Source organism: Streptomyces sp. NPDC018693 (assembly GCF_044391385.1).
In the GTDB taxonomy this organism is placed as follows: domain Bacteria; phylum Actinomycetota; class Actinomycetes; order Streptomycetales; family Streptomycetaceae; genus Streptomyces.
The window spans coordinates 287,298-312,403 of record NZ_JBIRZZ010000007.1; the positions used below are offsets into that span (position 1 = coordinate 287,298).

Below are 25,106 nucleotides of genomic sequence, written 5' to 3' on the forward strand. Positions count from 1 at the left end.
CGGATGACGCGGGTCAGGCCCATGCGCGCGGACGCCCGCCGCAACTACGAGCGGCTGCTGAAGGTGGCCGTGGAGGCGTTCGCCGAGCATGGGGAGCGGGCGTCGCTCGACGACATCGCCAAGCGGGCGGGGGTCGGCTCCGGCACGCTCTACCGGCACTTCCCGACCCGGCAGGCGCTGCTGGAGGCCGCCTACGTCGACCGGGTCGAGGCGCTGGCCTCCCGCGCGGACGAGCTGGCGGAGCGGCTGCCGCCGGGTGAGGCGCTGCTGGAGTGGCTGTACGAGCTGTGCGTCGGCAGCATCCAGGTGCGCGGCCTGAAGGCCCTGCTGGGCTCCGCCGTCACCGACGGCAGCACAGCCGCCGGCACCGCCTGCGGCACCGCCGTCACCGGCGCGGCGACCAAGCTGCTCGACGCGGCCCAGCGCGAGGGCACCCTGCGCACCGACCTGACCCCGGTGGAGCTGCTGCGCCTGGCGCACGGCGTCGCCACGGCCTCGGAGCTGGGCCATGGGGAGCCCGGCGACATCCGCCGCTATCTGACGCTGGTGACGGAGGGCCTGCGGCGGTCGGCCTGACCCTTCAGCGCGCTCCGAGTTCCCTGGCCAGGCTCTTCGCGGACTCCTCGGTGAAAGCGCCGGCGATCTGCACCTCGCCGCCGGTGATGGGTCCGGCGACGGCGGGGGCGCTGATCAGGCGGTCGCCGAGGACGATCGCGAGCTGGTTCATCGGGGACGTCCGTTCAGCCGCCCGTTCGGTGAGGGCCGCGAACCGTTCGGCGTCGTCGTCCTGGAGGGAGAGTTGTCCTCGTCCCGCAGCGTCGGCAGTACGTAGATGACGCCGACGCCGGCGAGCAGCCCCGCCAGGGCCGCGGCGAGCCACAGCCCGGTGCGCGGGCGGCGGGGCGCCCGGGCCGGTGGTGCCGGGTGGGGAAGATGCCGGGTGCGGGCGGCGTCGTCCGGGGCGTGACGCTCCGTCGCCGCGTCGGGGTCGATACGCCGCTGGGCCGCGTCGGCCTCCTCGGTACGGCGTCTGCGGTGCTGCTCGATCGCGGCCGACCAGGCCGACGGCAGCCAGTCCTGGGCGCCGCGTGCCTGCGGCCGCTCGGCGAGAACGGGGCCGATCCGGGCCAGGAGGCCGGCGGGAGTGGGGCGCTCGGCGGAGTCCAGGGCACCCGCACTGGTGTCTCCCCTCCGCCCCAGACCCAGGACAGTGTCTCAACTGGCCATTGCCCATTGTCGGATGGGGTTCTTATTGGTTTGCCGAGGGTCGGCGCGGTCGGATAGGAAGACCGCATGCTGAGGGGTAGCAAGGTCGGGCTGAGGGCCCGGCACGAGGACGACATCCCGGTCCTGCGGGCCGAGCTCTACGACGACGTGGTCAACGCCTCGCGGGCCGAAAGCGGGCCGTGGCGGCCGATCACGCCCGGCTCGAAGGACCCGCGGCTCGTGCCGGACGACACGAACCAGGGGAGCGTCACGTTCTCCGTGGTGGAGCTGGACGGCGGCACGCTGGTCGGCACCGCGACGCTGTGGGGCATCGACCTTCATCACCGGTCCGCGCACATCGGCCTCGGACTGCTGCCGTCCGCCCGCGGCAAGGGCTACGGCACCGACGTGGTCGCGGTGCTGTGCCACTACGGCTTCATCGTGCGGGGTCTGCAGCGGCTGCAGATCGAGACCCTGGCGGACAACGCCGCGATGCTGCGCTCCGCCGAACGCAACGGCTTCGTCCGCGAGGGCCTGCTGCGCTCCTCGGCCTGGGTGATGGGCGAGTTCCTGGACGAGGTACTGCTCGGCCTCCTCGCCCAGGACTGGAAGCCGCAGCCGAAGGGGTAGACGTGCCGACGGCCCCCGTGGACCTGCCCGGTCCATGGGGGCCGTTGCGCTGTGCGTCGGTGCGTTACAGCGCCTGGGCCGCAGGCTTCACCATGTTCCTGACCGTGCGGGCCTTCACGAAGTCGCCCATCGCCGTCATCTCCCACTCGCCGGAGAACTGGCGGATGAGTTTCGCCATCATCACGCCAGTCTGGGGCTCGGCGTTGGTGAGGTCGAAGCGGACGAGTTCCTCGCCGGTGGAGGCGTCGAGGAGGCGGCAGTACGCCTTGGCGACCTCCGTGAACTTCTGGCCGGAGAAGGAGTTGACGGTGAAGACCAGGCCGGTGACGTCCTGGGGGAGGCGGCCGAGGTCGACGGTGATGACCTCGTCGTCGCCTCCGCCCTCGCCGGTGAGGTTGTCGCCGGAGTGGCGGATGGCGCCGCCGACGATGGTCAGCTTGCCGAAGTAGCAGCTGTCGATGTGGTTGCGCTGGGGGCCGTAGGCGATGACCGACGCGTCCAGGTCGATGCTCTTGCCTCGGTACGCCGGCTCCCATCCGAGGCCCATCTGGACCTGGGAGAGCAGGGGGCGGCCGCCCTTGACCAGGGACACCGTCTGGTTCTTCTGGAGGCTGACCCGGCCCTTGTCCAGGTTGATCTTCCCGGCGCCGGGGGCGGGAGCGGCCGCGGGAGGCGCGGGGGGCATGGGCGGGGCCGGCGGGGTGACCGGGGGCTGCATCACCGGCGGGGGCGGGGAGGCGGGCGTCACCGGCTGTGCGGCGGGGGCCGGCGCGGCCGGCTCATCCACGCTCACACCGAAGTCCGTCGCGATGCCGGCCAGGCCGTCGGCGTAGCCCTGGCCGACCGCGCGGGCCTTCCAGGCGCCGCCGCGCAGGTAGATCTCGACGACCACCAGCGCCGTCTCCGTGCCGAGCTGGGGCGGTGTGAACGTGGCCAGCACGCTGTTGTCGTCCGCGTTGCGGATGGTGGCCGTCGGTTCGATGCCCTGGAAGGTCTGGCCCGCGGCGTCGGGGCTGGCCGTGACGACGATCTTCTCGATGCCCGGGGGGACGGAGGCGGTGTCGACCGTGATCGCGTCGGGGGCGGTGCCACCGCCCGAGCGGTAGGTCACGCCGGGGCCGGCGGGCTGGTTGTAGAAGATGAAGTCGTCGTCGGAGCGCACCTTGCCGTCGGCGGTGAGCAGCAGGCCCGATACGTCGAGCCGCACCGGGGCGGCGACGTCCACCGTCACGCGCGCGGCGGAGAGAGGGATGTTCGAGCCGGGGGTCATAGCTGTCATGACCCGTGAACGAGCGGGCCCGCTTTACCGTTCCCTTACCGTCCGCCGATCGGGGGCGCGCCGACATTCTCCCTGTTGGGGGTTGTTCTGACATTCCCCCGCCGCCTAGGGTCTCCCTGGAGGGCAAGCGCTTTCTAATCGGTTCCCTACTGTCCAGCACGTCCCACGGTCCTCCCGTCCGCCACCCGCCGTCGCCGCCCAGGAAGCCCAGGAGCGCCGCATGCCGTTGCCCCCCGCCCGCCGCCGCGCCGCCGTGATCGGCACCGGCGCCATCGTCGCCGGCAGCCATCTGTCCGCGCTCGCCGACCATGCCGACCGGGTCGAGCTGGTCGCCGCCGTCGACGTGGACGAGCGGCGGCTGGACGCCTTCCGTGAGCTGGCGGGCCGGCACGGGGCGCAGGTCGCCGGGTACACCTCGACCGGCGCCATGCTGGACGCCGTACGCCCCGACCTGGTGCTCATCGGCACGCCGCCCTCCTTGCACCGGGAGCAGACCGTCGCCGCGCTCAAGTCCGGCGCGTGGGTGCTGTGCGAGAAGCCGCAGTGTCTGTCGCTCGCCGAGTACGACGAGATCGCGGCGGCCGAGGAGGCTTCGGGCGCGTACGCGTCGGTGGTGTTCCAGCACCGCTACGGCTCCGGCGCCGTGCACGCGCGCGAGCTGATCGCCGGCGGTGAGCTGGGCGCGCCCCGGGTCGCGCACTGCCAGACCACCTGGCACCGGGACGCCGCCTACTACGCCGTGCCGTGGCGGGGGCGCTGGGCCTCCGAGGGCGGCGGGCCGACCATGGGGCACGGCATCCACCAGTACGACCTGCTGCTGCATCTGCTCGGCGACTGGGAGGAGATCCGGGCGATGGCGGCCCGGCTGGTCCACGACACCGAGAGCGAGGACGTCTCCACCGCGCTGGTCCGTTTCCGCAGCGGCGCGCTCGCCACCGTCGTCAACAGCGTGCTCTCCCCGGACGAGGTCAGCCGCATCCGGATCGACTGCGCCGACGCCACCGTCGAGCTGACCCACCTGTACGGGCACACCAACGCCGACTGGGCCTACACCCCCGCCCCGCACGTCGACGCCGAGCGCGCCGCCGCCTGGCGCACCCCCGCCGCCGATGTGCCCAGCTCGCACACCGCCCAGCTCGGCACCCTCCTCGACGCCTACGACCAGGGCGTACGGCCGCCCGGCAGCGGGCCCGCCGCCCGCGCCACCCTGGAATTCGCCGCCGCCCTGTACAAGGCGGCGTTCACCGGGCACCCGGTGTGTGCGGGGGAGATCCGGCCGGGCGACCCCTTCTACGAGGCCATGCACGGCGACCACCCCGACTGGGCCCCGAAGGAGACCGCCGTATGAGCATCCGCGTCACCCACGTCCCCGGGGAGCACCTCGCCGTCGAGGCGGGCGGCACCGAGATCCTCCGCTACGTCTACCGCCCCGACCCCGACCCCTTCGAGTCCCGCAAGCCCTACGCCCACCCCCTGCGCACCCTCGCCGGGCGCACGGTCACCGGCTACCGGCCGAACGACCACCGCTGGCACAAGGGCCTGCAGATGACCGCCAGCCATCTGTCCGGGCAGAACTTCTGGGGCGGAAACTGCTACGTCCACGGCCAGGGCTATCTGCGGCTGCCCGAGCGGGTCGGTTCGATGCGGCACGACGGTTTCCCCGTGCTCGTGGCCGAGGACGACCGGCTGACGGTCGCCGAGGACCTCGTCTGGGTCGCGAACGGCGGGGAGGAGTGGGCGCGTGAGGAGCGGGGGATCATCGTGCACTCCATCGACGTCGAGGCCGGTTCCTGGGCGCTCGACTGGTCGATCCGGCTCACCAACCTGCGCGCCGAGCCCCTGACCTTCGGCTCTCCGACCACCGCGGGGCGTGAGATGGCCGGCTACACGGGCCTCCAGTGGCGCGGGCCGCGCGACTTCACCGGCGGCACCGTCCTCGCCCCCCACGACGACGCCGCCGACGCCGGGGGGCTGATGGGCAGCCAGAGCCCGTGGCTCGCCTTCAGCGCCGAGCACGACGACGTCGACGCCCACTCCACCGTCGTCTTCGCGCACGCGCCCGAGAACCTCGACCCCGCGCGGGCCGTCCACGAGTCCCACTGGTTCGTGCGGTCCGAGCCCTTCCCGACCGTCGCGTTCTCCTGGGCCTTCTTCGAGGAGTTCCAGCTGCCGCCGGGGGAGTCCTTCGACTACCGCTACCGGGTGGTGATCGCCGACGGAGCCTGGGACCGCGAGCAGGTCGCCGCCCACCTGAAGGGCCTGCCGTGGTGACCGGACCGCCGCATGCCGCCGGCCGTGGATCCGCTACGGGACGACGACGATCTTTCGGCCCAAGCCCGCCGCGAACTGTTCCAGTGCCTGGGGGTACCGGTCCAGCGGGAGCCGGTCGCAGGACGGCCATGGAGCGGACCTCAACGACGTCTTCTCCGTGCCAACTTCTTCGGCAGCGGGCGAAGTACCCGCGTTTCAAGTCGCGGAAGAAGTCGCGGAAGCCAGCGGAGTGCACCACCAGCGCGTTCCGGTTCCGGGACGGCAGGCTGACCTTGGCGAAGACGGCGGAGCCGCTCGACATCGCGTGGTCCGGTGCGCTGCCCGAGGGCGCGTCGCCGTCCACGGTGACCGTGTCGCAGGATGCGGCCGGACGCTGGTTCGTGTCCCTGCTGTGTGAGGACCCGTCCGTACAGCCGCTTGCTGCCACAGACACGGCCGTCGGCATCGACGTCGGACTCGACCACCTGCTGACCCTCTCCACCGGGGAGAAGATCTCCAACCCCCGGCACGAGCGGCGTGACCGTGCGCGCCTCGCCAAGGCCCAGCGGCAGCTTGCCCGCAAGGCCGAGGGCGAGGGAGCGAACCGGGCAAGAAGGGAGAGGAAGTCAATCGACGGCTCCCAACGACAGGAACAGGTCCCTGGCTGGTGATGAAGCCGGTCAGGAAGACGGGTGCCGTCTGGGAGCCACCACGCGGCCGAGGATCGTCGGCAGCCGCGTCGCGGACCTGCGCCGTTGTCCGCCGGAGGGTGGGATCGGGCGCGGCCGGTGCCTGAATAAGGGGGCGGGCGGGCCCGTTCGGTGCCCGCCTGCCCTTTTCGTACGGTGTGATCCGGTCAGTACGGCCAGATCGGCGGCTCGCTGACGAAGTGGCCGCCCAGGTAGGTGTGGGCGACGTCGTCCGGGTCCGGCTCGCCCTGCTCGGCGATCAGCTTCTCGGCGTACGGCTCGGAGTCGTCCTGCGGCTCGTAGCCGAGCGCCCGCGCGCTGCTGAGGTCCCACCACAGCCGGGTGTTGGCGGAGGAGCCGTAGACGATCGTGTGGCCGACGTTCTCGGCGGTCAGGGCCGCGTGGAGGAGGCGGGCGCCGTCGGCAGGGCTCATCCACAGGGAGAGCATGCGGACGCTGGTCGGCTCGGGGAAGCAGGAGCCGATGCGCACCGACACCGTCTCCAGGCCGTGCTTGTCCCAGTAGAACTGGGCGAGGTCCTCACCGAACGCCTTGGACAGGCCGTAGAAGGTGTCCGGGCGGTGCGGGGTGTCGATCGGGATGAGCGGGGCGTCCCCCTGGGGCCGGGGCGTGAAGCCGACCGCGTGGTTGGAGGAGGCGAAGACGATCCGGCCGACGCCCTCCTCGCGGGCCGCCTCGTACAGGTTGTACGTGCCCTCGATGTTCGCCGTGAGGATCTTCTCGAAGGGGGCTTCCAGGGAGATGCCCGCGAGGTGGATGACCGCGTCCACGCCCCGCACGGCCTCCCGGACGGCATCCTTGTCGGCGAGGTCCGCGACGACCGCGTCGGGTTCGCCCTCGATGGGGAGCAGGTCGAGCAGGCGGAGCCGGTAGCCGTAGGCCGGGAGCAGCTCCCGCATCAGGGTGCCTAGGCCACCGGCGGCGCCGGTGAGCAGGACGGTGCGGGGAGCGGGCATCCTCGGTCTCCTTGGTGTCCATGATCACCATTCACATGCGTGGACAAGCTAAGGATCCATGCTTGCATTCGTCAAGGGGGCTCGCTTGACCTGCTCCGAGGGGGTCCCTAGGGTGGTCGCATTCGGCCGCGTTCAAGAGTGTAGACGTCAATCATAAGTGTGAGCGCCTGTCTCAGGGAGAGCCCGTGACGCCAGCCCCTCTCGCCGTCAGACTCACCGTCCCCAGCGGGCCGCTGTTCTTCCCGGTCACCGCCTTCGGCCCCGACGGCTCCGTCGACCTGGACGCCTACCGCGCGCATGTGCGCCGGGGCGTCGAGGCGGGCGCCGCGGCCGTCTTCGCCTGCTGCGGGACGGGGGAGTTCCACGCGCTCACCCCGGAGGAGTTCGAGCGCTGTGTCCGGGCGGCCGTCGAGGAGACCGCCGGACGGGTGCCGGTCGTCGCGGGCGCCGGCTACGGCACCGCGCTCGCCGCACGGTACGCGCGCGTGGCGCACGAGGCCGGCGCGGACGGGCTGCTCGTGATGCCGCCGTACCTGGTCGTGGCCGGGCAGGAGGGGCTGCTGCGGCACTACCGCGAGGTGGCCGCCGCGACCCCGCTCCCCGTGATCGTCTACCAGCGCGACAACGCCGTGTTCACCCCGGAGACCGTCGTCGCACTCGCCCGCACCGAGGGCGTCGTCGGCCTCAAGGACGGCTACGGCGACCTGGACCTGATGCAGCGCATCGTCAGCGCCGTACGCACCGAGGTCCCCGGCGACTTCCTGTACTTCAACGGCCTGCCGACCGCCGAGCAGACACAGCTCGCCTACCGCGCGATCGGCGTCACCCTGTACTCCTCGGCCGTCTTCTGCTTCGCGCCCGAGATCGCCCTCGCCTACCACCGGGCGCTGGAGACGGACGACCTCGCCACCGCGCACCGGCTCCTCGACGGCTTCTACCGGCCGTTCGTCGAACTGCGCGCCCAGGGGCGCGGATACGCCGTCGCGCTCGTCAAGGCGGGCGTGCGGATGCGCGGCCCGGACGTGGGGGAGGTCCGGCCCCCGCTGCACGAGCCGAGCCAGGATCATGTGAAGCAGCTCGCACAGATCATCGAGCGTGGCCACGCGCTGCTGGAGGAGAAGGAGAACCGGTGAAGGCATCGGCATTCGTCTACCCCTGGGACGTCAACGGCGACCCGGACGCCCCCGCGCGGATCGCCGCGCTCGGTGTGGGGCAGGTGACGCTCGCCGCCGCCTACCACTCCACGCGCGCCCTGACCCCGCGCCACCCGCGCCACCGCATCGTCACCGCCGAGTACGCCTCCCTGCTCTACCCGCTCGGCCGCCGCTGGGAGGGCCGCACCCTGCGCCCGTACCCGGCCGGCGACTGGGCCCCCGGGGACGCCTTCGGGGAGGCCGCCGACGCCGTCGCCCGCGCAGGTCTCGAGGTGCACTCCTGGGTCGTCCTCGCGCACAACTCCCGGCTCGGTGCCGAGCACCCGGACACCTCCGTCGTCAACGCCTACGGCGACCGCTACCCGTGGGCGCCGTGCATCGCGCAGCCCGCCACGCGCGCGTACCTCGTCGACCTCGCCGCCGAGGCCGCCGTACGGCCCGGCGCGGCCGGCACCGAGCTGGAGTCCCTCGGCTGGTACGGGCTGCAGCATCTGCACGCCCACGACAAGACCGGCGGGGTCGGTCTGGGGGACGCCGGGCAGTACCTGATGTCCCTGTGCTTCTGCGCCACCTGCCGGGCCGGGTACGGCGGGCGCGGCCTGGACGCCGACGCGCTGGCCGTCGCCGTACGGGCCGCCCTGGAGCCGCTGTGGCAGGGGGCGGCCGACGACGGGGGCTGGGCGGGCGTGGAGAAGCTCCTCGGCGCGGACACGGCGGCCGCCACGCGCGCGTGGCGCGAGGAGACCGCCCGCACGCTGCAGGAGGAGGCCGTCGCCGCCGTCCGCGCGGCCGCCCCCGGCGACTTCCGGATCCTGCTGCACGCCGACCCGGTGACCTACCACTGCGGCGCCAACGCGGGGGTCGACCCGGCGCACATCCTGTCCGTGGCGGACGGGGTGGTCGTGCCGTGCGGGGGCGGACCGGGTCTGCTGACGCCGTTCGTGGAGGCCGGGAGGGGCGCGGTGGCCGGGCAGGGGACGATGGCGGGGAGGGGCGCGGTCAGTGGGCAAGGCGCGGTGAGCGGGGAGGGAGCGGTTACTGGGTCGGGAGCGGCGGCGGGGCCTGGAACGGTGACTGGGCAGGGTGCCGTGGCCGGGGAGGGCGCGGTGGCCGGGGAGGGCGCGGTGGCCCGGACGGGAGCTGTGATCGCCGCCAACTTCACCATCGTCTCCGGGATGGGCGGCAGCCCCGGCACGCTCGCCGTGGACGCGGCACGCGCGCGTGAGTTCGGGGCCACGGAGATACGGCTGTATCACGCCGGGTTGGCCTCGGACGCGGACCTGGAGTCCGTACGGGCGGCCCTGAGCGGCAGCCGGGCCAGCAGCTGACCCAGGCCGAGCGCCACCAGCAGCGGCCGGAGGTCGACCAGCTCGACCAGGCCCGCCCCCACGGCCAGCCCCACCGCGTTCGGCGCGAAGACCAGCGTGTTGGCCGTGGCGGCGACCCGCCCCCGCAGCCGGTCCGGCGTCTCCCGCTGTACGGCGGTCAGCGCGGCGATCAGCACACAGGGCAGCCCCGCCCCGATCGCCACGCCGCACACCACGGCGACCGCGTCCGACGGTACGGCCCGCAGGGCCACCGCGACGGCGGTCAGCGCGATGCCGTACCCGGCGAACCGGCGCTCGCCCAGCCGTCGCAGCGCCGGCCCGGAGACCAGCCCGACCGCGACCGACCCGGCGCCCTGCGCGGCGTAGAGCACACCGCTGAACGCGGGGGAGCGGCCGAGCCCCTCGACGACGGCGTAGACCATCGCCCCGTTGACGCCGGCGAACAGCATCGTCGTACCGCCGGCCAGGACGAGGGGACGCAGGCGGGGGTGCCGCCACAGGAAGCGGGCGCCCTCGACGCTTTCCCTCCACCACGCGCGCGTGGTGCGCGAGCGCGGCTCCTCCCGCACCCGCACCCGCGCGTAGAGCACGGCCGCGCCGAGGAAGCTGACCGCGTCCACCAGCGCCACCGCGGGCCCGCCGTACGCCGCGTACACGCCCGCGCCGGCCAGCGGGGCCACCAGCTTCATGCCCTCCACGGCCGTCATGCGCAGCCCGTTGAAGTCACCGAGCAGCTCCGGGCGCACCGAAGCCGCGACCAGCGCCGACTTGGCGGCCTCGTGCACCACGGAGGCGGTGCCGTACGCGGCCAGCACGGTGAACAGCAGCCACAGGTCGGCGGGCGAGTCCACCGTGAGGAGGGTCAGCAGCAGGCCCGCCAGGACCAAGTTGAGGGCGATCAGCAGCGGCTTGCGGCGGGTGCGGTCGGCGAGCGTGCCCAGCGCGGGCCCGGCCACCGTCGGGGCCCACAGCGCGAGCATGCACAGCGCGGCGAGCCCGTCCGACCCGGTGAGGTCCTTCACCCATACCCCGGAGGCCAGCCACAGCGCCGACGTGCCGAACCCCGACACCACCACGGCACCCAGATACAGCCGCGCCGCACGGTCGCGCAGCACGGTCATGGTCGTCGTCATGCCTGCTCATCGTGGGCCTGAGGAGGGGCGGCGCGGATCGGGCAGATGCCCTACACCGGCGGCCCTGGAGCGGTGATCACTCGTTCGGGGGATGCGGATCTGTTCGGCCGCCCCGCGTGGCGCACGTCGATAGTTTCGACGCCATGCCCGTCAGTGCACACCACGAATCCCTGCATCAGGTGTTCCAGCAGGACACCAAGCTGCTCGTCACCTCGATGCAGGCCCTGCTCGGTCTCTCCGTCGGACCGGTCCGGGAGATCACACCGCTGGACACCGCCACCACGGAGTTGCTTCCGGTGGAGAGACGGGTCGACGCGCTGTTCCAGATGGACACGGAGAAGACGCGCTACGTGGTGGCCCTGGAGTCCCAGGGCAAGCCGGACTCGGACAAGCGTCGTTCGTGGCCGTACTACCTTGCCTATCTGGGCGAGCGGTACGACGCCGACGCCGTGCTGATCGTGCTCACCGACGAGCCCCTGACCGAGCGATGGGCCGCCCAGCCGATCACCTCGGGCTTCCCGGACCGACCCTCGCTCGTCGCCCAGCCGCTGGTCCTCGGCCCGACCAACGTGCCGCTGATCAGCAACGCGGAGGAGGCGCGCGGCGACATCGCCTTGTGGGTGCTGTCCAGCCTGGTTCATGGTCGTCGGCCGGCGAACGCTGGCATACTGACCGCACTGGCCCAGGAACTCAATGACATGGACCCCGATGAAGCGGTGGCCTACGCGGAGTACGTGGAGGCCGGCCTCTCGGGCTCCGAAGCCGTCGAGATCTGGAGAAAGCTGATGAGTGCCATGACGATCTTCTACCGTTCCGAGGCGGCCCAGCGGGTCCGTGAGGAAGGCCGCGTGGAGGGCCGTGAGGAAGGCCGCGTGGAGGGCCGTGAGGAAGGCCGCGCGGAGGGCCGTGAGGAAGGCCGCGAGGAAGGGCGCGAGGAGGTGTTGGCGCGGATGGTACTCGTGGTGATGGAGCGGCGTGGCCTGGACGTTCCGGACGATGTGCGTGAGCGTGTGCAGTCCTGCCATGACTCCGAGGAGCTCAGCGCTTTGGCGGACCGCGCCTGGGAGGTCACGCGGGCGCAGGAGCTTTTCGGTGACTGAGACCGGCGGTCTGGGCCCACTGAAGTACTTCTACCGTTCCGCGGCGGCCCAGCAGGTCCGTGAGGAGGGGCGCAAGGAGGGGTTCGAGGAAGCCCGTAGGGAGATCCGCAGGGAGATTTGGGCCCAGAACGTGCTCATGGTGCTGGAACGCCGCGGCCTCGAAGTCCCCGACACCGTGCGTGAGCGCGTGCTGTCCTCCCGCGACCTCGACGAAGTCACCGCCTGGTTCGACCGCGCTTGGGAGGTCACGCGTGCCCAGGATGTCTTCGGCGGCTGAGAGCACCTGACCGCCCCCATGCCCCTCAGCCTCACCGTCCTCGGCACCGCATCCCCCCACCCCGCCCCCGACCGCCCCTGCTCCGGCTATCTGCTGCGCGGCGGCGGGGCCGAGGTGTGGATGGACGCGGGGCCGGGGACGTTCGCGGAGTTGCAGCGGCACACGGATCCGCGGCGGCTCGCGGCCATCTGGATCTCCCATCTGCACGCGGACCACAACGCCGATCTCCTGGCCGCGGTCTACGCCTTCGCCTACGGCGGTCTCACCCCGCCCGCCCCCATCCCCGTCTACGCCCCAGGCGACTGCGCCCGCCGGCTCGCCGGGTTCTTCGGCCGCCCCGACGCAGGCTTCCTCAAGGGCGTTCTCGACTTCCGCCCCCTGGACGACGGCCACGCCGCCCGCCACGGAGACCTGCGCCTCACCGCCCGCGCCGTCCGCCACGACACCGAGACCTACGGACTGCGAGCCGAGTGCGAAGGCCGTGTCCTCGCCTACTCCGGCGACACCGGACCCTGCCCCGCGCTCACCGAACTCGCCACCGGAGCCGACCTGTTCCTGTGCGAGGCCGACATCGACCGGCATAGCGAGGGCGAACAGGTGCATCTGACCCCGGAGGATGCCGGGGAGACGGCCCGCAGGGCGGGTGTGCGGGAGCTGCTCGTCACCCATGTCGGGCCGACTCTGACCCGCGAGGACGCGACCGCCCGCGCCGCCGCCGCGTTCGGCGGGCCGACCCGTACCGCGCGTGAGGGCGAGACGACAGGGGCCTGACGGGCAGTCCCAAGTTCCTTTGTCAGAAGCATTGACGAAACACGAGGCCCCTCCTACCTTCAACGCGTCGTACTTCGTACGTCATATATGAGACGCGATATGTGAGATCCGATCCCGGTCCCGACTCCGGGATCCCACGATCCAAAGATCCGAGAGGCGCGCATGACCTCTGTGCCCACGCCGATCCCCTCCCGCACGCAGTACGTGCTGGAGGAGATCAAGCGACGCATCCTCACCGGGCGGTTGACGCCGGGTCAGGCCCTGGTCGAGACCGAACTCGCCGCACAGTTCGGGGTCTCCAAGACCCCGGTGCGCGAGGCGCTCAAGACCCTGGCCGGCACCGGACTGGTCGTCATGAGCCAGTACAAGGGCGTCACGGTGCGCATGGTGGACGCGGACATGGCGCGTGAGGTCTACGACGTGCGCCTCCTCCTCGAACCGGAGGCGCTCAAGCGGGCCGTGCGGCGCGGGGCGTCCCTCGACGCCGCCCGCGAGGCGCTGACCCGGGCCGACGAGGCCACCGACACCGCCGAACGCTCCCTGGCGAACCGGGAGTTCCACCGTGCCCTCTATCTGCCCTGCGGCAACCCGCTGCTCGGCCGGATGCTCGACGAGGTCCGCGACCAGGCCGCCCTCGTCTCCGCCGTCGCCTGGGCCTCCTCGCCCTCCTGGGAGCGGGAGGCCGGCGAGCACCGCGAGATCCTGCGCCTCGCCCTCGCCGGCGACGCCGACGGGGCGGCGCGCGCGCTTCACTCCCACATCGCGTCCTTCGTCCAGCGGGCGTTCCCCGAGACCCCGGAACAGGAAGGTCAGGAATGAGCAGCGTGGCGTTCGAGACCCAGCGTGCGGCGCTGGCCGACGTGGTGGCCATCCCGGTGACCCCGTTCGCCGAGGACGGCTCCGTCGACCAGGAAGCCCACCGGGCCCTGCTGCGCCGTCTGCTCGACGGCGGGATCACCACCCTCACCCCGAACGGCAACACCGGCGAGTTCTACGCCCTCACCCCGGACGAGCGCACTCTGGTCACCGAGATGACCGTCGAGGAGGTCGGCAACCGCGCCGTCATCCTCGTCGGCGTCGGCCACGACGTGCCGACCGCTGTCGCCTCCGCGCGGCACGCGCGCGACCTGGGCGCCCAGATGGTGATGGTGCACCAGCCCGTCCACCCCTACGTCTCACAGCGCGGCTGGGTCGACTACCACCGTGCCATCGCCGAGGCGGTGCCCGAGCTGGGCGTCGTGCCGTACATCCGCAACCCGCAGCTGCGCGGCGAGCGGCTCGCCGAACTCGCCGACGCCTGCCCCAACGTCATCGGTGTGAAGTACGCCGTCCCGGACGCCGCCCGCTTCGCCGCCTTCGCCCGCGACGCCGGGCTGGAACGGTTCGTCTGGGTGGCCGGCCTCGCCGAGCCGTACGCCCCGTCCTACTTCTCCGCGGGCGCCACCGGCTTCACCTCCGGTCTGGTGAACGTCGCCCCGTCCGTCTCGCTGAACATGATCGAGGCGCTGCGCTCGGGCGACTACCCGGCCGCCATGAAGGTCTGGGAGCAGATCCGCCGCTTCGAGGAACTGCGCGCCGCCAACGGCTCCGCGAACAACGTCACCGTCGTCAAGGAGGCCCTCGCCTCCCTCGGCCTGTGCCGCCGCGAGGTGCGCCCGCCGAGCCGGCAGCTGCCCGATTCCGAGCGCGCCGAGGTCGCCGCCATCGCCGTCGGGTGGTCCATATGACACGCCGACCGGAGGACCTCAGAAGCCACCAGTGGTACGGCACCGACGGCCTGCGCTCCTTCAGCCACCGTGCCCGCACCCGCCAGCTCGGCTACCTGCCCGAGGAGCACCTCGGCAAGCCGGTCATCGCGATCCTCAACACCTGGTCCGACATCAACCCCTGCCACGTCCACCTGCGCGACCGTGCCCAGGCCGTGAAGCGGGGCGTGTGGCAGGCGGGCGGCTTCCCGCTGGAGTTCCCGGTCTCCACGCTCAGCGAGACCTTCCAGAAGCCGACCCCGATGCTCTACCGCAACATGCTCGCGATGGAGACCGAGGAACTGCTGCGCTCGTACCCCGTGGACGGGGCCGTGCTGATGGGCGGCTGCGACAAGACGACTCCCGCGCTGCTCATGGGCGCCGCGTCCGTCGACCTGCCCACCGTGTTCGTGCCCGCCGGGCCGATGCTGCCGGGCCACTGGCGAAACGAGGTCCTCGGCTCCGGCACCGACATGTGGAAGTACTGGGACGACAAGCGGGCCGGCCTCATCGGCGACTGCGAGATGGCGGAGCTGGAGAACGGCCTCGCCCGCTCGCCCGGCCACTGCATGACCATGGGCACGGCGTCCACCCTGACGGCCGCCGCCGAGGCGCTCGGCGTGACCGTGCCCGGCGCGTCGAGCATCCCGGCGGTGGACTCCGGGCACGACCGGATGGCCGCCAAGGCGGGCATGGCGATCGTCGAGCTGGTGCACAAGGGCCGCACGCTCAACACCATCCTCACCCGCGACGCCTTCGAGGACGCCGTGACGACCGTCCTCGGCCTCGGCGGCTCGACCAACGCGGTCATCCATCTGATCGCCATGGCGGGCCGGGCCGGGGTGCGGCTCACCCTCGACGACTTCGACCGGATCGCGCGGACGGTCCCGGTGCTCGCCAACGTCCGCCCCGGAGGCCGGAAGTACCTCATGGAGGACTTCCACTTCGCCGGCGGCCTGCCCGGTTTCCTCTCCCGCATCCCGGACCTGCTCCACCTGGACCGGCCGACCGTCTCGTACGACACGATGCGTGAGCAGATCGCCGGCGCCCAGGTCCACGACGACGACGTCATCCGCACCCGCCACAACCCGGTCGCCGACGAGGGCGGGGTGGCCGTGCTGCGCGGCAACCTCTGCCCGGACGGTGCCGTCATCAAGCACATCGCCGCCGAGCCGCACCTGCTCAAGCACACCGGTCCCGCGGTCGTCTTCGACGACTACAAGACCATGCAGCGCACCATCAACGACCCGTCGCTGGGCATCACCGCCGACAGCGTGCTGGTGCTGCGAGGCGCCGGCCCCAAGGGCGGACCGGGCATGCCCGAGTACGGCATGCTGCCGATCCCCGACCACCTGCTCAAGCGGGGGGTGCGGGACATGGTCCGGATCTCCGACGCCCGTATGAGTGGCACGAGTTACGGCGCCTGTGTGCTGCACGTCGCGCCCGAGTCGTACATCGGGGGACCGCTGGCGCTGGTGGAGACCGGCGACCTGATCACCCTGGACGTCGAGGCCCGGACCCTCCATCTCGACGTCGACGACGAGGAGCTGGAGCTCCGCCGGGCGCGGTGGACGCCGCCGCCCACCCGGTACGAGCGCGGCTACGGCGCGCTCTACAACGAACAGATCACCCAGGCCGACACGGGCTGCGACTTCGAGTTCCTGGCCCGGCCGGGCAAGGTGCAGGACCCGTACGCCGGCTGACCCGACAGCAGAGCACCACCCAGCACAACCCTGCCCATGGAGTAAGCGCTTTCCCGCACCACGTACCAGAAACGGAGAACAGTCATGGCCCAAGCCGCAGCCGTGGCGAAACCGCCCGCGCCACCCCGGCGGCGCCGTGCCTCCGCCACGCCCCGCAGGCTCCCCTACCTGCTGATCGCCCCGGCGGCCCTGCTGATGCTGGGCTTCATCGCCTATCCCGTCATCAGCGTCTTCTACTACAGCCTGCAGAACTACAACCCCACCAAACCGTGGCGCAACGGCTACGCGGGCTTCGACAACTTCGTCACCATCTTCACCGACGACCCCCAGTTCTGGGGCACCCTGACCTTCAGCGCCAAGTGGGTCTTCGTCGAGGTCGGCCTCCAACTGCTGTTCGGTCTGGCGCTGGCGCTCATCGTCAACCAGACCTTCGTGGGACGGGCGCTCGGACGCGCCCTGGTCTTCTCCCCGTGGGCCGTCTCCGGCGTGCTGACCTCCGCGATCTGGGTCCTGCTCTACAACTCCCAGACCGGCATCACCCGCTACCTCGCCGACATGGGCATCGGCTCCTACGGCACCAGCTGGCTGTCGGACCCCTCCACCGTCTTCCCGGCGGCGATCGTCGCCGACCTGTGGCGCGGTGTGCCCTTCTTCGCGATCCTCATCCTCGCCGACCTCCAGTCCGTCTCCAAGGACCTGTACGAGGCCGCCGAGGTCGACGGCGCCAGCAAGCTCAAGCAGTTCTGGCACATCACCCTGCCGCACCTGAAGGACGCCATCATCCTGTCCACGCTGCTGCGCGCGGTGTGGGAGTTCAACAACGTCGACCTGCTCTACACCCTCACCGGCGGCGGTCCGGCCGGCGAGACCACCACACTCCCGCTGTACGTCGCGCACACCAGCGTCGACGCGCACAACTTCGGCTACGCGTCCGCCCTCACCACGGTCGCGTTCGTGATCCTGCTCTTCTGCTCGATCATCTATCTGCGGCTGAGCAAGTTCGGAGGCGAGTCCAAGTGATCACCGAGGAGGCCACCAGGACGGCGCCCGCCCCCGTGCCCCCGGCACCCGAGGCCCCCCGCCCGACCAAGCGCCACCGCAACTGGGACGAGGCACCCCGCTGGCAGATCTACCTGCCGCTGTCGATCTACCTGATCTTCACCCTCATCCCCTTCTACTGGATCCTGCTCTTCTCGCTGCGCCCGGCCGGCTCGACCTCGCTCGTGCCCTGGCCGATGACCTTCGAGCACTTCGAGAAGGTCTGGAACGAGCGGAGCTTCGGCACCTACTTCCAGAACAGCGTGCTCGTCGGCGTCGCCACCCTGGTGATGACGACGGTCGTCGCCCTGGCCGGCGGCTACGCCCTCGCCCGCTTCGACTTCAAGGTCAAGCAGGGCTTCATGCTCGCCCTGCTCTGCTCCCAGTTCGTGCCGGGCGCGCTGCTCCTGGTGCCGCTGTTCGAGATCTTCGCCGAACTGCAGATGATCAACTCGCTGGCCAGTGTCATCATCGCCGAGACGGTCTTCCAGCTGCCGCTGTCGATCATCCTGCTCAGCAACTTCATCAAGAACGTGCCGTACTCCCTGGAGGAGGCGGCCTGGGTGGACGGCTGCAGCCGGCTGCGCGCCTTCCGGGTGATCGTGCTGCCGCTGCTCACCCCCGGTCTGATCGCCGTCGGCTCCTTCGCCTTCGTCCACTCCTGGAACCACTTCCTGTTCGCCCTGATGTTCCTCAACAACCAGGACAAGCAGACGATCCCGGTCGGCCTCAACACCCTGATGGGCGCGGACAGCGTCGACCTCGGCGCCCTGGCCGCGGGCGGCATCATCGCCGCCGTCCCCGTGGTCATCGTGTTCGCGTTCATCCAGAAGTGGCTGATCACCGGCTTCAGCGCGGGGGCGGTGAAGGGATGAGACTGCGTCACCTGACCCTGGCCGCGGCGCTGCTGGGCGTCCTGTGCGTCCCCGCGCACGCGGGGACCGCCCCCGACATCAGCCGCGACACCCTCCCGGCGGGCGACGGCTGGGCGTCGTACGGCACCGGCACCACCGGTGGCGCCGCCGCCGACGACGCCCATGTCCTCACCGTCAGGAACCGCGCCGAACTGGTCCGGGCCCTCGACGGCGGCAGCGACACCCCGAAGATCATCAAGATCGCGGGCACGATCGACGCCAACACCGACGACCGCGGACGCCGCCTCGACTGTGCCGACTACGCCACCGACGGCTACGACCTGGAGCGGTACCTGGCGGCCTACGACCCCCGCACCTGGGGCTCCGCCAAACCCAGCGGACCGCAGGAGGAGGCCCGCCGGGCGTCTGCTGCGAAGCAGGCCGAACGGGTCGAGCTACCCGTCGGCTCCAACACCACCCTCGTCGGCCTCGGCAGGGGCGCCGTCCTCAAGGGCGCCAGCCTCCAGGTCAAGAACGCCGACAACGTCATCATCCGCAACCTCGACCTGCGCGACGCCTACGACTGCTTCCCCGCCTGGCAGCCCAACAGCGGCGGCCTCGGGGACTGGAAGACCGCCTACGACAACATCTGGCTGCGCGGCGCCACCCACGTCTGGATCGACCACGTCACCGCCGGCGACAAGGGTCGGCTCGACGAGGACGAGCCCACCTACTTCGCCCGCAACTACCTGCGCCACGACGGCCTGCTGGACATCACCAACGGCTCCGACCTGATCACCGTCTCCTGGAGCCGGTTCGCCGACCACGACAAGGCGATGCTGATCGGCAGCGGCGACAGCGCCACCGGCGACCGCGGCAGGCTCCGGGTCACCCTGCACCACAACGAGTTCGAGTCGATCGTCCAGCGCGCCCCCCGCGTCCGCTTCGGACAGGTCCACCTCTACAACAACCGGTACGTCGTCCCGGCCGACGCCCACGACTACCGCTACTCCCTCGGCGTCGGCACCGAGTCCGCCCTCCACGCCGAGAACAACGCCTTCCACACCCCGAGCCACATCGAGGTCGCCGACCTGGTCAAGAGCTGGAACGGCAGCGCCCTGCACGACAGCGGCACCCTGTTCAACAACTACCCGGTCGACCTGCGCACGATCTACAACGCCTACAACTCGGGCAGCGAGCGCGACCTCACGGCGGACGTCGGCTGGACGCCTACCCTGCACGCAACGATCGACAGCGCCGCGGTGGCCGACCGCGAGGTGGCACGCGGCGCGGGCGCAGGGAGGATCCCATGAGCATCGCCGTACCCCTGGTCCTGGCGGGCGCGCGCGGCCACGGCCGCTGGCACCTGGACAACATCCGCCGCCTGGCGGACAAGGGCATCGTCCGCCTCGCCGGCATCTGCGAGCTGACCCCCCTGACCCCGGACGAGATCCCCGACGGCCTCGGCACGCCCGAGCAGTCCGCCGACTTCGGCGCGCTGCTGGACGCCACCGGCGCCCGGATCGCCGTGGTCTGCACCCCCATCCCGACCCACACCGACCTGGCGCTGACCGCCGCCGCCAAGGGCGTGCACCTCCTCCTGGAGAAGCCGCCCGCGCCCTCCTACGCCGAGTTCCACCGGATGGCCGACGGGGTCGCCGCGGCCGGCGTGGCCTGTCAGATCGGCTTCCAGTCGCTGGGCTCGCACGCCGTGCCCGCGATCCGCGAGCTGATCGCCGACGGCACCATCGGCGAGGTCACCGGCGTCGGCGGGGCCGGCGCCTGGGCCCGACCCGAGGCGTACTACCGGCGCGCCCCCTGGGCCGGCAAGCGGCGGCTGAACGGCGTCGACGTCATCGACGGCGCCCTCACCAACCCGCTCGCCCACGCCGTCGCCACCGCGCTCGCCCTCGATGGTGCCACCCGCGCCGAGGACGTCGCCGACATCGAGACCGAGCTGTGGCACGCCAACGCCATCGAGTCCGACGACACCTCCTGCATCCGCCTCACCACCGCGGCCGGCCGCCGGATCACCGTCGCCGCGACCCTGTGCGCCGAGCACCCCGACGACCCGTACGTCCTGGTGCACGGCAGCCGGGGCCGGATCACCTACTGGTACAAGCAGGACCGCGTCCTGCTCCAGCGCGCCGACCACGGCCCCGAGGAGTTCGAGTACGGCCGCACCGACCTGCTGGAGAACCTCGTCGAGCACCTCACCGACGGCACACCGCTGCTCGTCCCGCCGGACGCCACCGGCGCCTTCATGAAGGCCGCCGAGGCGATCCGCACCGCCCCCGACCCCTCCCAGCTGCCCGCTTCGGCATGGCAGCTGCGTAAGGACGAGGCCCGCCGGGTGGTCCCCGGGATCGACGCACTGGTCGCGGCCTGCGCCGACACCCTCTCCCTCTACTCCGAACTGGGCGCCCCCTGGGCGCTGCCGAAAGAGGTGAGTACCGAATGACGACCGACGACACAGCCGTCCTGCGCGTCGCGGGCCGCCCGGTCGGCCGCTACGCCACCCGGCCCGAGCTGCCCGCCCGGCTCTCCCCGCGCCCCTGTCTGCACCCGGTCACCACCCTGGCCGGCACGACGGTCACCGAGCTGGCCCCGGCCGACCACGCACACCACCTCGGCGTCGGTGTGGCCGTTCCCGACGTCGAGGGGCACAACTTCTGGGGCGGGCGCACCTTCGTCCGCGACCAGGGCCCCACCGAGCTCGACAACCACGGCGCCCAGCGGCACACCGGCTTCCAGCTGCGCGGCCCCGACGGGTTCGTCGAGGAGCTGCGCTGGGTCGCCGCCGGGACCGAGCTGCTGCGTGAGCGCCGTACCGTCGCCGCCGCCGAACTCACCGAGTACGCCTGGTCGCTGGACTTCACCTTCGCCCTGACCAACGTCACCTCCGCGCCGGTCACCATCGGCAGCCCCGCCACCAACGGACGCCCCGGCGCGGCCTACGGCGGCTTCTTCTGGCGCGCCCGCAAGGAGGCCGCGGCCCCGGACGTCTTCACCGCCGACCGCGAGGGCGAGTCCGAGGTCCACGGCCGGGCCGCCGACTGGCTCGCCCTGACCGGGGAGAACTGGACCCTGGTCTTCGCCGGCGCCACCGACACCACCCGCCGTGACCCCTGGTTCGTGCGCACCGCCGAGTACCCCGGCGTCGGCTCCTCGCTGGCGTCCGAGGAGCGGCTGGCGATCGCGCCCGGCGACACCGCTGTACGCCGGATCGTCACCGTCGTCGCCGACGGCCGCCTGGGCCGGGACGACGCCACCGCGCTGGCCCGCAAGGCGGTGAGCCAGTGACGACACACACCGACGAGCAGGTGACGACCCACACGGGCGGGCCGGTGACGCCCCAAACGGGCGTGCCGGCGACGACATACACCAACCCGATCCTGAACGCCGACTGGTCCGACCCGGACGTCGTGCGCGTAGGCGACGACTTCTACCTCACCGCCTCCAGCTTCGGCCGCGCCCCCGGCCTGCCACTGCTGCACTCACGCGACCTGCTGAACTGGACCCTGGTGGGCCACGCCCTCGAACACCTCACGCCTGCGGACCAGTTCGAGACGCCGCGCCACGACTGCGGCGTCTGGGCCCCGTCCATCCGCCACCACGACGACCGCTTCTGGATCTTCTGGGGCGACCCGGACCAGGGCATCTTCCAGGTCAACGCCCCCGAGATCCGGGGCCCCTGGACCCGGCCGCACCTGCTGAAGGAGGGCAAGGGACTCATCGACCCCTGCCCCCTGTGGGACGACGAGACCGGCGACGCCTACCTCGTGCACGCCTGGGCCAAGTCCCGCGCGGGCGTGAAGAACCGCCTCACCGGCCACCGGATGCACCCCGACGCGACCTCGCTCCTCGACGAGGGCAGGGTGATCGTCGACGCGGACCGCATACCCGGCTGGTTCACCCTCGAAGGCCCCAAGCTCTACCGGCACGACGGCTGGTTCTGGATCCTGGCACCCGCCGGGGGAGTGGAGACCGGCTGGCAGGGCGCCTTCCGGTCCCGGGACTTCTTCGGCCCGTACGAGGAGCGGATCGTCCTCGAACAGAAGGACACCGAGGTCAACGGCCCGCACCAGGGCGGCTGGGTGCGCACCCCCGCCGGTGAGGACTGGTTCCTGCACTTCCAGCAGCGCGGCGCGTACGGCCGGGTCGTGCACCTCCAGCCGATGCGCTGGGGTGCCGACAGCTGGCCGGTGCTCGGCGACGACGGCGCCCCCGTCCTCGTACACACGAAGCCCGATCTGCCGGCGCAGCCGCCCGCCGCGCCCGCCACCGACGACGACTTCCCCGGCGGACGCTTCGGCCGGCAGTGGCAGTGGACCGCCAACCCCCGGGACGGCTGGGCCACGCAGCACTCCGGCGACGGACTCCGGCTGGCCTGCGTCCGCACGGCCGACGCGCACGACCTGCGCCGGCTGCCACAGGTGCTCACCCAGCGGCTGCCCGGCGCGCCCTCGGTCGTCGAGGTGGAGCTGGCACTGCACGGCAAGGAGCAGGGCGCTAGGGCCGGGCTCGCCATCCTCGGGGACGCCTTCGGCTGGATCGGGCTGGAGCGGGGCACCGACGGGACGGTGCACCTGGTGCACCGGTTCGCCGAGCCGGTCGCGACGGGGGTCCCTCCCACGCCTTTCGGGCAGTGGGGGAAGGAACGGGACGCCGCCCACCCGCGCATCGCTCGCGAGGGCCGCGCCCGACTACGGGTGGAGATCGGCGCGGGCGCCCGCTGCCGCTTCTCCGCAGACCTCGGCGACGGCTTCCAGCCCTCCGGCCCGGTCTTCGCCGCCACCCCCTGGCGCTGGGTCGGGGCCCTGATCGGGCTCTTCGCGGCCGCGCCCGCCGGGGCAGGGCACGCCGGTGCCGGCACGTTCACGCACTTCCGGATCAGATCCCTGTAACCACCGTCCCCCCTACGCCTGTTGGGAGCCGCAATGTCGCACCTCCATAGCAAGCGATTGCCGAGACACGGTGTCGTCCTGGCCGCCGTCACAGGACTGCTCGCCGCCCTCGGCCTCGGCGCGGTGGGGGAGGCGAGGGCCGCCGTCCCCTCGTCGGACGCCGCCACCCCGGCCGCCTCCCGCTGGGCCGACCAGCCGCACGGCTTCGCCTCCCTCGCCGGCGGCACCACCGGCGGCGCCGGCGGCACGGTCGTCACCGTCACCGACCAGGCGTCCCTGGCCCGGTACGCGGCCGCCGAGGAGCCGTACGTCATCCGGGTCAAGGGTTCCATCGAGGTGGCGCCCTTCGGCTCGGACATCGTGGTCGGCTCGAACAAGACGATCACCGGCGTCGGTGACACCGGCGAGATCGTCCACGGCGAACTGCACCTCAAGCCGGGCACGCACAACGTCATCATCCGCAATCTGACGATCCGCGACTCCTACGTCGAGGGCGACTGGGACGGCAAGACCACCGACTTCGACGCCATCCAGATGGACACCGTCCACCACGTCTGGATCGACCACAACCGCCTCACCCACATGGGCGACGGGCTGCTCGACATCCGCAAGGACAGCCAGTACATCACCGTCTCCTACAACCAGTTCAGCGACCACAACAAGGCGCTCGGCATCGGCTGGACCGACAACGTCCGGACCCAGGTCACCATCGACCACAACTGGTTCACCGGCACCAAACAGCGCAACCCCTCGGCGGACAACTGCGCCTACGCGCACCTTTACAACAACTACTTCTCGCAACAGGTCAGCGACGGCGATCCGGTGTGGACGTACGGCAGTTGGGCGCGCGGCCGCACAAAGATGGTCATCGAGAACAGCTACTACGACGGTGTCCAGCATCCCCACCAGGCCGACGCCACGGCCGAGTTGGTGCAGCGCGGCTCGATCCTGAGGAACACCACCGGACGCGCCGAGGCATGGGGCGACGCCTTCGACCCGCGTGACTTCTACGACTACCGGCTCGACCCCGCCGCCGCCGTACCGGCACTGGTGACCCGCTTCTCCGGGCCGCAGCGGCAGCTCGGCGACGCCGTGACGCTGCATGTCCCCGGGGCCTATCCGACGGTGCAGGCCGCCGTGGACGCCGTGCCCGCGGGCAACGACGTGCGTGTCGTCGTCGCCGTCGCGCCGGGCACCTACCGGGAGAAGGTCCACCTCCCCAGGACAAAGCCGAACATCGTGCTGCAGGGGACTGGACAGAACCGCTCGGACACCGTCATCGTCTACGACACGCCCGCCGAGTACGGCGGCTCCACCGGCAGCGCCACGGTGCGGATCGACGCGAACGACGTCACCGCCCGCAACCTCACCTTCAGCAACGACTTCGACGAGGCCGCACACGAGCTGAGGGCCGAGCAGGCGCTGGCGATGAAGACGAACGGCGACCGGATCGTCTTCGAGAACACCGCCTTCCTGGGCAACCAGGACACCCTGATGACGAACAGCCCCAGCCTGACCACCGTCAGCCGGGTCTACATCCGCGACTCCTACATCGAGGGCGATGTCGACTTCGTCTACGGGCGGGCCACGACCGTGATCGAGCGGTCGGTGATCCGGGCGCTGAGCCGGGGCTCGGACACCAACAACGGCTGGGTGACGGCCGCCTCGACCTGGACGGGCAACCCCTACGGGTTCCTGATCACCCGTTCGAGGATCGTCAGCGACGCGCCCGACGGGTCCTTCCACCTGGGCCGGCCCTGGCATCCGGGAGGGGAACCGGACGCCGTGGCCCAGGTGCTGATCCGGGAGACCGAGCTGCCGGCCGCGATCAAGTCCGCGCCGTGGACCGACATGAGCGGCTTCTCGTGGAAGGACGCCCGGTTCGCCGAGTACCGCAACTACGGCCCGGGCGCCGCGGTCACCGCCGACCGGCCGCAGATGAGCGACGCGGACGCGCGGACCCACACCGTCGCGGCCTACCTCGCGGGCACGGACGGCTGGGCCCCGCAGGCCCGCACCCACTGATCCCCCACAACTTCACCACTCCGCTGGATCCAGAAGAAGA

General features: G+C 71.8%; 23 protein-coding genes and 1 pseudogene. 20 read left to right on the forward strand and 4 right to left on the reverse strand.

The features are described 5' to 3' along the window. Positions 1-3: 3 nt before the first annotated feature. Positions 4-576, forward strand: a complete 573-nt coding sequence (locus tag ACH5AC_RS20795) for a TetR/AcrR family transcriptional regulator (RefSeq protein WP_398863415.1) — start codon at positions 4-6, stop codon at positions 574-576. Positions 577-580: 4 nt separating this feature from the next. Here ACH5AC_RS20795 and ACH5AC_RS20800 read toward each other — a convergent pair whose 3' ends face one another. Then, a complete protein-coding gene (locus tag ACH5AC_RS20800) occupies positions 581-1,234 on the reverse strand; it encodes a SecDF P1 head subdomain-containing protein (RefSeq protein WP_398863416.1) in 654 nt (217 codons plus the stop codon). A 59-nt stretch (positions 1,235-1,293) separates the two neighbouring features. On the opposite strand from ACH5AC_RS20800, the gene ACH5AC_RS20805 reads away from it, so the two are divergent. After that, positions 1,294-1,836: a GNAT family N-acetyltransferase gene (locus ACH5AC_RS20805; protein WP_398863417.1), complete on the forward strand. Its 543-nt coding sequence runs from the start codon at positions 1,294-1,296 to the stop codon at positions 1,834-1,836. Between the two features lie 64 nt (positions 1,837-1,900). Here ACH5AC_RS20805 and ACH5AC_RS20810 read toward each other — a convergent pair whose 3' ends face one another. Continuing rightward, a complete protein-coding gene (locus ACH5AC_RS20810) occupies positions 1,901-3,106 on the reverse strand; it encodes a TerD family protein (RefSeq protein WP_398863418.1) in 1,206 nt (401 codons plus the stop codon). Between the two features lie 229 nt (positions 3,107-3,335). Here ACH5AC_RS20810 and ACH5AC_RS20815 point away from each other — a divergent pair, with 229 nt between their 5' ends. The 3 genes and pseudogenes from ACH5AC_RS20815 to ACH5AC_RS20825 all read left to right on the forward strand — a co-directional run. Beyond that, positions 3,336-4,463: a Gfo/Idh/MocA family protein gene (locus tag ACH5AC_RS20815; RefSeq protein ID WP_398863419.1), complete on the forward strand. Its 1,128-nt coding sequence runs from the start codon at positions 3,336-3,338 to the stop codon at positions 4,461-4,463. Continuing rightward, on the forward strand, positions 4,460-5,386 hold the full coding sequence (locus tag ACH5AC_RS20820; protein ID WP_398863420.1) for a PmoA family protein: 927 nt from the start codon (positions 4,460-4,462) through the stop codon (positions 5,384-5,386). Before ACH5AC_RS20815 ends, ACH5AC_RS20820 begins: the two co-directional genes overlap by 4 nt. A gap of 173 nt (positions 5,387-5,559) precedes the next feature. Next, positions 5,560-5,991, forward strand: a pseudogene (locus ACH5AC_RS20825) (RNA-guided endonuclease InsQ/TnpB family protein); the annotation flags it as partial. Positions 5,992-6,221: 230 nt separating this feature from the next. Here ACH5AC_RS20825 and ACH5AC_RS20830 read toward each other — a convergent pair. Continuing rightward, the gene (locus tag ACH5AC_RS20830; protein ID WP_398863421.1) at positions 6,222-7,031 is read right to left on the reverse strand and encodes an NAD-dependent epimerase/dehydratase family protein; all 810 of its coding nucleotides are present in this window, start codon (positions 7,029-7,031) and stop codon (positions 6,222-6,224) included. 185 nt (positions 7,032-7,216) lie between these two features. Between ACH5AC_RS20830 and ACH5AC_RS20835 the strand changes: the two genes are divergently transcribed. Beyond that, positions 7,217-8,164 (forward strand): 5-dehydro-4-deoxyglucarate dehydratase, encoded by a 948-nt coding sequence (locus ACH5AC_RS20835; protein ID WP_398863422.1) that lies wholly within the window; start codon positions 7,217-7,219, stop codon positions 8,162-8,164. Then, positions 8,161-9,513 carry a hypothetical protein gene (locus ACH5AC_RS20840; protein WP_398863423.1) on the forward strand — a complete coding sequence of 451 codons (1,353 nt, stop codon included), beginning with the start codon at positions 8,161-8,163 and terminating at the stop codon, positions 9,511-9,513. Before ACH5AC_RS20835 ends, ACH5AC_RS20840 begins: the two co-directional genes overlap by 4 nt. On the opposite strand, the gene ACH5AC_RS20845 is transcribed toward ACH5AC_RS20840, so the two are convergent. Then, on the reverse strand, positions 9,438-10,646 hold the full coding sequence (locus ACH5AC_RS20845) for an MFS transporter (RefSeq protein WP_398863424.1): 1,209 nt from the start codon (positions 10,644-10,646) through the stop codon (positions 9,438-9,440). The genes ACH5AC_RS20840 and ACH5AC_RS20845 overlap by 76 nt on opposite strands. A gap of 143 nt (positions 10,647-10,789) precedes the next feature. On the opposite strand from ACH5AC_RS20845, the gene ACH5AC_RS20850 reads away from it, so the two are divergent. From ACH5AC_RS20850 to ACH5AC_RS20910, 13 genes are all read left to right on the forward strand, one after another. Beyond that, positions 10,790-11,746 carry a hypothetical protein gene (locus ACH5AC_RS20850; RefSeq protein WP_398863425.1) on the forward strand — a complete coding sequence of 319 codons (957 nt, stop codon included), beginning with the start codon at positions 10,790-10,792 and terminating at the stop codon, positions 11,744-11,746. Then, positions 11,739-12,023 carry a hypothetical protein gene (locus ACH5AC_RS20855; RefSeq protein WP_398863426.1) on the forward strand — a complete coding sequence of 95 codons (285 nt, stop codon included), beginning with the start codon at positions 11,739-11,741 and terminating at the stop codon, positions 12,021-12,023. Before ACH5AC_RS20850 ends, ACH5AC_RS20855 begins: the two co-directional genes overlap by 8 nt. 18 nt (positions 12,024-12,041) lie before the next feature. Next, positions 12,042-12,794, forward strand: coding sequence for an MBL fold metallo-hydrolase (locus ACH5AC_RS20860; RefSeq protein WP_398863427.1), 753 nt, complete (start codon positions 12,042-12,044; stop codon positions 12,792-12,794). Positions 12,795-12,956: 162 nt separating this feature from the next. Continuing rightward, on the forward strand, positions 12,957-13,613 hold the full coding sequence (locus ACH5AC_RS20865; protein ID WP_398863428.1) for a GntR family transcriptional regulator: 657 nt from the start codon (positions 12,957-12,959) through the stop codon (positions 13,611-13,613). Next, positions 13,610-14,521 carry a dihydrodipicolinate synthase family protein gene (locus ACH5AC_RS20870; RefSeq protein ID WP_398863429.1) on the forward strand — a complete coding sequence of 304 codons (912 nt, stop codon included), beginning with the start codon at positions 13,610-13,612 and terminating at the stop codon, positions 14,519-14,521. Before ACH5AC_RS20865 ends, ACH5AC_RS20870 begins: the two co-directional genes overlap by 4 nt. Further along, positions 14,518-16,242 (forward strand): L-arabinonate dehydratase, encoded by a 1,725-nt coding sequence (gene araD, locus ACH5AC_RS20875; protein WP_398863430.1) that lies wholly within the window; start codon positions 14,518-14,520, stop codon positions 16,240-16,242. Before ACH5AC_RS20870 ends, araD begins: the two co-directional genes overlap by 4 nt. An 84-nt stretch (positions 16,243-16,326) precedes the next feature. Beyond that, entirely contained in the window at positions 16,327-17,262 is a 936-nt protein-coding gene (locus ACH5AC_RS20880) for a carbohydrate ABC transporter permease (protein ID WP_398863431.1), read from the forward strand. After that, positions 17,259-18,155, forward strand: coding sequence for a carbohydrate ABC transporter permease (locus tag ACH5AC_RS20885; protein ID WP_398863432.1), 897 nt, complete (start codon positions 17,259-17,261; stop codon positions 18,153-18,155). Before ACH5AC_RS20880 ends, ACH5AC_RS20885 begins: the two co-directional genes overlap by 4 nt. Beyond that, complete coding sequence (locus ACH5AC_RS20890; protein ID WP_398863434.1) at positions 18,152-19,447, forward strand: polysaccharide lyase family 1 protein; 1,296 nt, start codon at positions 18,152-18,154, stop codon at positions 19,445-19,447. The genes ACH5AC_RS20885 and ACH5AC_RS20890 overlap by 4 nt, the downstream gene beginning before the upstream one ends. Next, entirely contained in the window at positions 19,444-20,595 is a 1,152-nt protein-coding gene (locus ACH5AC_RS20895; RefSeq protein ID WP_398863435.1) for a Gfo/Idh/MocA family protein, read from the forward strand. Before ACH5AC_RS20890 ends, ACH5AC_RS20895 begins: the two co-directional genes overlap by 4 nt. Further along, positions 20,592-21,437 carry a PmoA family protein gene (locus ACH5AC_RS20900; protein ID WP_398863436.1) on the forward strand — a complete coding sequence of 282 codons (846 nt, stop codon included), beginning with the start codon at positions 20,592-20,594 and terminating at the stop codon, positions 21,435-21,437. Before ACH5AC_RS20895 ends, ACH5AC_RS20900 begins: the two co-directional genes overlap by 4 nt. Before the next feature lie 62 nt (positions 21,438-21,499). Further along, entirely contained in the window at positions 21,500-23,041 is a 1,542-nt protein-coding gene (locus ACH5AC_RS20905; RefSeq protein WP_398863566.1) for a family 43 glycosylhydrolase, read from the forward strand. A gap of 33 nt (positions 23,042-23,074) precedes the next feature. Beyond that, the gene (locus ACH5AC_RS20910; RefSeq protein WP_398863437.1) at positions 23,075-25,066 is read left to right on the forward strand and encodes a pectinesterase family protein; all 1,992 of its coding nucleotides are present in this window, start codon (positions 23,075-23,077) and stop codon (positions 25,064-25,066) included. The last annotated feature ends 40 nt before the right edge of the window (positions 25,067-25,106 follow it).

Bases quoted from the DNA above. Each gene is read 5' to 3' on its own strand.
- ACH5AC_RS20795 (WP_398863415.1), top strand. From the start codon at position 4: ATGACGCGGGTCAGGCCCATGCGCGCGGACGCCCGCCGCAACTACGAG.
- ACH5AC_RS20800 (WP_398863416.1), bottom strand. From the start codon at position 1,234: ATGGGCAATGGCCAGTTGAGACACTGTCCTGGGTCTGGGGCGGAGGGG.
- ACH5AC_RS20805 (WP_398863417.1), top strand. From the start codon at position 1,294: ATGCTGAGGGGTAGCAAGGTCGGGCTGAGGGCCCGGCACGAGGACGAC.
- ACH5AC_RS20810 (WP_398863418.1), bottom strand. From the start codon at position 3,106: ATGACCCCCGGCTCGAACATCCCTCTCTCCGCCGCGCGCGTGACGGTG.
- ACH5AC_RS20815 (WP_398863419.1), top strand. From the start codon at position 3,336: ATGCCGTTGCCCCCCGCCCGCCGCCGCGCCGCCGTGATCGGCACCGGC.
- ACH5AC_RS20820 (WP_398863420.1), top strand. From the start codon at position 4,460: ATGAGCATCCGCGTCACCCACGTCCCCGGGGAGCACCTCGCCGTCGAG.
- ACH5AC_RS20830 (WP_398863421.1), bottom strand. From the start codon at position 7,031: ATGCCCGCTCCCCGCACCGTCCTGCTCACCGGCGCCGCCGGTGGCCTA.
- ACH5AC_RS20845 (WP_398863424.1), bottom strand. From the start codon at position 10,646: ATGACGACGACCATGACCGTGCTGCGCGACCGTGCGGCGCGGCTGTAT.
- ACH5AC_RS20850 (WP_398863425.1), top strand. From the start codon at position 10,790: ATGCCCGTCAGTGCACACCACGAATCCCTGCATCAGGTGTTCCAGCAG.
- ACH5AC_RS20860 (WP_398863427.1), top strand. From the start codon at position 12,042: ATGCCCCTCAGCCTCACCGTCCTCGGCACCGCATCCCCCCACCCCGCC.
- ACH5AC_RS20865 (WP_398863428.1), top strand. From the start codon at position 12,957: ATGACCTCTGTGCCCACGCCGATCCCCTCCCGCACGCAGTACGTGCTG.
- ACH5AC_RS20870 (WP_398863429.1), top strand. From the start codon at position 13,610: ATGAGCAGCGTGGCGTTCGAGACCCAGCGTGCGGCGCTGGCCGACGTG.
- araD (WP_398863430.1), top strand. From the start codon at position 14,518: ATGACACGCCGACCGGAGGACCTCAGAAGCCACCAGTGGTACGGCACC.
- ACH5AC_RS20880 (WP_398863431.1), top strand. From the start codon at position 16,327: ATGGCCCAAGCCGCAGCCGTGGCGAAACCGCCCGCGCCACCCCGGCGG.
- ACH5AC_RS20890 (WP_398863434.1), top strand. From the start codon at position 18,152: ATGAGACTGCGTCACCTGACCCTGGCCGCGGCGCTGCTGGGCGTCCTG.
- ACH5AC_RS20895 (WP_398863435.1), top strand. From the start codon at position 19,444: ATGAGCATCGCCGTACCCCTGGTCCTGGCGGGCGCGCGCGGCCACGGC.
- ACH5AC_RS20900 (WP_398863436.1), top strand. From the start codon at position 20,592: ATGACGACCGACGACACAGCCGTCCTGCGCGTCGCGGGCCGCCCGGTC.
- ACH5AC_RS20910 (WP_398863437.1), top strand. From the start codon at position 23,075: ATGTCGCACCTCCATAGCAAGCGATTGCCGAGACACGGTGTCGTCCTG.